The organism is Eudoraea sp., assembly GCF_049665975.1.
Lineage (GTDB): Bacteria > Bacteroidota > Bacteroidia > Flavobacteriales > Flavobacteriaceae > Eudoraea.
Genome location: NZ_JBATGR010000251.1, coordinates 1 through 5,324, shown reverse-complemented (window position 1 = coordinate 5,324; position 5,324 = coordinate 1). Strand labels below are relative to the sequence as shown.

The window sequence follows — 5,324 nt, the reverse complement described above, 5'->3', positions numbered from 1 at the left end:
GTTTTCAATAACGGTGGTAACTACGGGTCCTAAAATTTGAAAATCACTGGCTTCTATGTTAAGGTTCCTGAAATTTAATACTTCAACTTTTTCCTTATTCATATTTGTTAACCGGAACGTACTATTTTTTATTTGCACATCTGATGAAGAAAAATAAAAAGGAGGTGTGTTTGGGTCACGGGGCCTTTTGTCATCTAACTTATCAACAAAAACACCGAGGTTATTGTCATTTTCTCCTTTATAGGTTTTTAGATTAAAAAGCAGCCCTTCTATATCTATGTCGCCAAATTGCAATTTCCCTTTTATAAGATTTCGTACGCTTAAAATAGAAGTGGATAGCTCCCGAATGTAAATTAAAGTGTCCTGCTTGTAATCTTCCACATAAACATTCTTCAAGGCGGTGTCCCATGAAATAAGGGAAATTCTAAGTCTGTCTATATTAATATTTGTGCCAAATTCATTGTTCAAAGTCTTAGTGGCATATCGCGCAAGCTTGGTCTGAACGGCCGGTAGAGAAAAAATTATAGTGCCCAAAACGCAGGTCATCAGGAAGACTAAAAACGTTCTAACGAGTATTTTTCTCAGTTTTTTGATAGGGCTATTATGTTTTACCTTTGTACTACCAATTTTTGTTCCAAAGCATGAACCATAAACAAAATATATATATTCTGGCTATAGAATCGTCTTGTGATGATACATCGGCTGCTGTTATGCACAATGACAAGATGCTAAGTAACGTGGTAGCCACGCAAAAAATTCATGAGGCATACGGAGGTGTTGTTCCGGAACTTGCATCAAGAGCACACCAACAAAATATTGTTCCGGTAGTACACCAAGCGTTAGCCAAGGCAAATATCGACAAAAAACTAGTATCAGCCATAGCATTTACTCGTGGACCTGGACTTTTAGGTTCTTTACTTGTGGGGACTTCATTTGCCAAATCACTTTCATTAGGTCTCAAAGTGCCATTAATCGAGGTTAATCATATGCAGGCGCACATCTTAGCGCACTTTATAAAAGAAGAAGATAATAAAGTACCCCCCTTTCCATTCTTAGCTTTAACTATCAGTGGCGGACACACTCAGATAGTTTTGGTCAATAATTATTTTGACATGGAAATCCTTGGAGAAACCCTTGATGATGCCGTTGGCGAGGCATTTGATAAGAGTGCTAAAATTCTTGGTTTGCCATATCCTGGCGGACCATTAGTTGATAAGTACGCCGCAAAAGGCAATCCTGACGCTTTTCCATTTCCAAAACCAAAAGTAAAAGACTTAAACTTTAGTTTTAGCGGCTTAAAAACCAGTATCTTATACTTTATTCAACGAGAAACTCGTAAAAATCCGGATTTTATTGAACAAAATTTGAATGATATTTGCGCCTCGATTCAACATACAATTATTCTTATTTTAATGGAAAAGCTAAAGAAAGCTGCCACCCAAACCGGGATAAAGGAAATAGCAATAGCAGGTGGTGTTTCTGCTAATTCCGGAATAAGAAGGGCGTTACAGGAATGTGAAGTTAAACATGGCTGGAAAACATATATTCCAAAATTTGAATACTGCACGGATAATGCCGCCATGATTGGTATTGTTGGTTATTTAAAGTATATTGACGGGGTCTTTAGCGATGAACGTATTGCTGCAAAGGCGAGATATGTAATTTAATTATTTCTCCATTAGTAATGACATTTTTTGAGCAGACAATACAAATTCAGATATAATTAAATTTCTTCAGAATTAAATTAACCAGGAAATAACTAATTGTACAGTTTTATTATGCAACTATTCTATAATCCCTCACTTGATAATAGCGCCAATCAGTTCTCTTTTAATAAAGAAGAAAGCAAACATATTGTAAAAGTCTTGCGTAAAAAAGAAGGAGACGAACTTCATATCACCAATGGAAGAGGAGTGTTATTTACAGCCAAAATTCTGGTTGCAGATATAAATAAATGCAAAGCGTCAATAATTTCCACTCAAAAGAGGCACCCAAAAATGTTCCGACTACATCTGGCTGTTGCTCCTACAAAAAGCGCTGAGCGCTATGAATGGTTTCTTGAAAAAGCAACGGAAATCGGCGTTCATGAAATCACCCCAATCCTGTGCGATCATTCTGAACGAAAAATCCTTAAAATGGAAAGGCTGCAAAAAGTAGTTCAGTCAGCCATGAAACAATCACTTCGAACCTACCTCCCTAAAATAAATAATCCTGTTTCATACACAGAATTTCTCTCTCAGGACCATAAGGAACTGCTATTTATTGCCCATTGCCAGGAGGGAGAAAAACTGAATCTAAAACGTTGCATAGCTGCCGACAAGGATATAACTATATTGATTGGTCCTGAAGGAGATTTTTCTCATAAGGAAATAAAAGAGGCTTCCGAAAACAATTTTTTGCCAATTACCCTGGGTGAAGCCCGTTTAAGAACTGAAACGGCTGCCATAGTTGCTTGTACCGCAGTTGCTCTAATAAATAGTGGTTCATAAACTTAAAAAAGTCTTTGATAAAAAAATATCGAGATTTGACTATCTCGGAAATTTCAGATTAAATAATTAGATTGATTTAGATATAATAAATTTCTGGAATATAACTTTTTAATGGTGATTTAAGTATATTTAGACTAATAAGATCCGACTCTTTTCTATGAAATTACTTCCCCTATTTTTAACAATTTTGTGGTTACTCAATGTTAATTCACAGGAAATCGCAATTCTCAAATACAACGGCGGTGGCGACTGGTATGCCAATCCAACAGCCTTGCCGAACCTTATCAGATTTTGCAACCAAAATATAGATACAGAAATAGAGCCAAAACCTCAAACTGTTGAGGTGGGCAGCACTGAGATTTTTCAGTACCCCTTTCTACACATGACAGGGCACGGCAACGTTTTCTTTACGGAGGATGAAGCTGATAATTTAAGAACCTACCTTCTTTCCGGGGGATTTGTACATATTGATGATAATTATGGAATGGAGCCCTATTTGCGAAAAGAACTGAACAAAGTTTTTCCCGACAAAGAGTTCGTAGAGATTGGCGCTGACCATGCAATATTTACAACGCAATATGAATTTCCAAAAGGCTTACCAAAGATTCATGAGCATGATGGCAAAAGACCTCAGGCTTTGGGTATTTTTCATGAAAATAGATTGGTTTTATTGTTTACCTATGAGTCGGATCTGGGAGATGGATGGGAAGATCCCGAAGTGCACAACGATTCAGAACAAGTACGGTTAAAAGCCTTGCAGATGGGAGCTAATATTATACATTACGCATTTAAAAATTAAAGTATGAATTCAAAAATGATTTCTGATGGAATATTGAGAGCCATAGCTGTCGTTTCTTTGGTACTTCTCATTTGTTATTTCTTTTTTAAAATCAGTACACTTTTGATCTATATCGCCATTGCCGTAGTTATCTCGCTAATTGGGAGGCCTGTTGTGGTATTCCTGAGAACAAAGTTGAAGATGAACAACACTCTGGCCGTGATATTAACAATGGTACTTTTTTTAGGGATTGTTATCGGGATAGTTTCGATGTTTATACCCTTGTTGATAAAACAAGGGCAAAACCTTTCATTACTAAATATTGATGCATTACAAAAAAATCTGGAAAATCTTTACGGTGAAGTGACTAACTATTTTGGAATTACTGCCGTTGATATTAAAATGCAGCTGCGTGAATCCAAGATATTTTCTAAAATCAATTTTGGTGTCATTCCGGAGTTTTTAAATTCTATAGTTAGTCTTTTGGGGAGTTTAAGTATTGGTCTGTTCTCCGTGCTATTCATTGCCTTCTTTTACCTTAAGGACAGCAAACTGCTGCAAGAGAATTTAATGGTCCTGATTCCTGATGAAAAGGAACCCAGACTAAAAAAATCAATGCATACTATAAAACTACTTTTATCGAGATATTTTGGAGGACTGGTACTTCAAATCTCAATACTATTCGTTATTTATACTGCTGTTCTTTTAATTTTTGGTATACAAAATCCTGTAGTTATTGCGTTTCTTTGTGCTCTTTTGAATCTGATTCCATATTTGGGACCTGTAATTAGTGCTTTTTTAATGGTATTGTTAACCATGACCAGTAATTTGGGGGCTGATTTTAGCACAGTGATTTTACCTAAAACCATCTATGTTATGATTGGTTTTACAATAGGGCAATTGGTTGATAATTTTTTCTCACAACCCTTTATTTTTTCTAATAGTGTTAAATCTCACCCCCTGGAAATTTTCCTTATCATCATCATTGGGGGGCTTCTATTTGGTATCACAGGAATGATTATTGCCGTACCGGGATATACGGTAATAAAAGTAATTTTAAAGGAATTTTTTGCCGATAACAAGGTTGTAAAGTCTTTGACTAAAAATTTATAGTGTTACTTTGAATAAAGAAATCTTAAAAACTGGTGTACAGTGTTTTATAAATAATAATTTAGATACTGACATCATGTCAGTTTTGCTTCAAAAGAGTCGTTTTGATGCAATTTCCTCAAAAGAACTTGTACAACAGATCGAAAGTAAAAAAAAATGTGTTGACAAGCTTCCAACCTGGTTTGGAACTGCAGAAATATACTACCCTCCAAAGTTAAATATTGAACAATCTTCATCTGAAAAAACAGCTATTTACAAGGCAGGTTTAATTAGTGGTAAATCTCTTTTGGATGTTACCGGTGGGTTTGGTGTGGACAGTTATTTTTTTAGTCAAAGGATACCCCAAGTCATACTGTGTGAAATTAGTCGAGAATTATCAGAAATTACTGCTCATAATTTAAACATACTTCAGGCAAAGGGTCTTAAAGTTATAAATGCTGATGGAATAGAATATTTAAAAAAGTCTGATAGGAAATTTGATTGGATATACATAGACCCCTCAAGAAGAGATGAAACTAAAGGCAAAGTATTTAAATTATCGGATTGCACCCCGGACATTACGAAATATTTAGATCACCTGAAGGATAAATCAAAAGTTACTCTCCTAAAGACCTCCCCCATATTGGATATTACGATTGGAATCAAAGAATTAAAAAGTGTTGCGGAGATTCATATAATTGCTGTGAATAATGATGTTAAGGAGCTGCTATGGATCATTAGGAACGACAATCCGCCAGACCCTTTAATAAAAACGATCAATATCAAAAATAAACAGGATGAGGTTTTTACTTTTAAGCGCTCAATTGAAAGTATAAGTAAATCTTCGTTCTCCAAGCCTCTCTACTTCTTGTATGAGCCAAACGCAGCTATTCTAAAAGCCGGGGCTTTTAAAACCATCGGAAATGAATTCCATTTAAAAAAGCTACACGAGCATACGCATTTATACA

Annotated in this window: 5 protein-coding genes and 1 pseudogene; 5 read left to right on the top strand and 1 reads right to left on the bottom strand. The window is 35.6% G+C overall.

From position 1 onward, the window contains the following. Positions 1-534 (bottom strand): annotated as a pseudogene (locus WBN20_RS09145) (translocation/assembly module TamB); the annotation flags it as partial. A 107-nt stretch (positions 535-641) separates the two neighbouring features. On the opposite strand from WBN20_RS09145, the gene tsaD reads away from it, so the two are divergent. From tsaD to WBN20_RS09120, 5 genes are all read left to right on the top strand, one after another. Then, on the top strand, positions 642-1,667 hold the full coding sequence (gene tsaD, locus WBN20_RS09140; RefSeq protein ID WP_424272521.1) for a tRNA (adenosine(37)-N6)-threonylcarbamoyltransferase complex transferase subunit TsaD: 1,026 nt from the start codon (positions 642-644) through the stop codon (positions 1,665-1,667). A 111-nt stretch (positions 1,668-1,778) separates the two neighbouring features. Beyond that, positions 1,779-2,489 carry a 16S rRNA (uracil(1498)-N(3))-methyltransferase gene (locus tag WBN20_RS09135; RefSeq protein ID WP_424272522.1) on the top strand — a complete coding sequence of 237 codons (711 nt, stop codon included), beginning with the start codon at positions 1,779-1,781 and terminating at the stop codon, positions 2,487-2,489. Between the two features lie 157 nt (positions 2,490-2,646). Then, complete coding sequence (locus tag WBN20_RS09130) at positions 2,647-3,288, top strand: DUF4159 domain-containing protein (RefSeq protein WP_424281466.1); 642 nt, start codon at positions 2,647-2,649, stop codon at positions 3,286-3,288. Positions 3,289-3,291: 3 nt separating this feature from the next. Further along, on the top strand, positions 3,292-4,380 hold the full coding sequence (locus WBN20_RS09125) for an AI-2E family transporter (protein ID WP_424281465.1): 1,089 nt from the start codon (positions 3,292-3,294) through the stop codon (positions 4,378-4,380). Between the two features lie 7 nt (positions 4,381-4,387). Continuing rightward, a partial coding sequence (locus WBN20_RS09120) for a class I SAM-dependent methyltransferase (protein WP_424281464.1) occupies positions 4,388-5,324 on the top strand: 937 nt, incomplete at its 3' end.

What these genes read in the sequence shown, in the direction of transcription:
- WBN20_RS09130 (WP_424281466.1), top strand. Translation starts at nt 2,647, where the DNA reads ATGAAATTACTTCCCCTATTTTTAACAATTTTGTGGTTACTCAATGTT.
- WBN20_RS09125 (WP_424281465.1), top strand. Translation starts at nt 3,292, where the DNA reads ATGAATTCAAAAATGATTTCTGATGGAATATTGAGAGCCATAGCTGTC.
- WBN20_RS09135 (WP_424272522.1), top strand. Translation starts at nt 1,779, where the DNA reads ATGCAACTATTCTATAATCCCTCACTTGATAATAGCGCCAATCAGTTC.
- tsaD (WP_424272521.1), top strand. Translation starts at nt 642, where the DNA reads ATGAACCATAAACAAAATATATATATTCTGGCTATAGAATCGTCTTGT.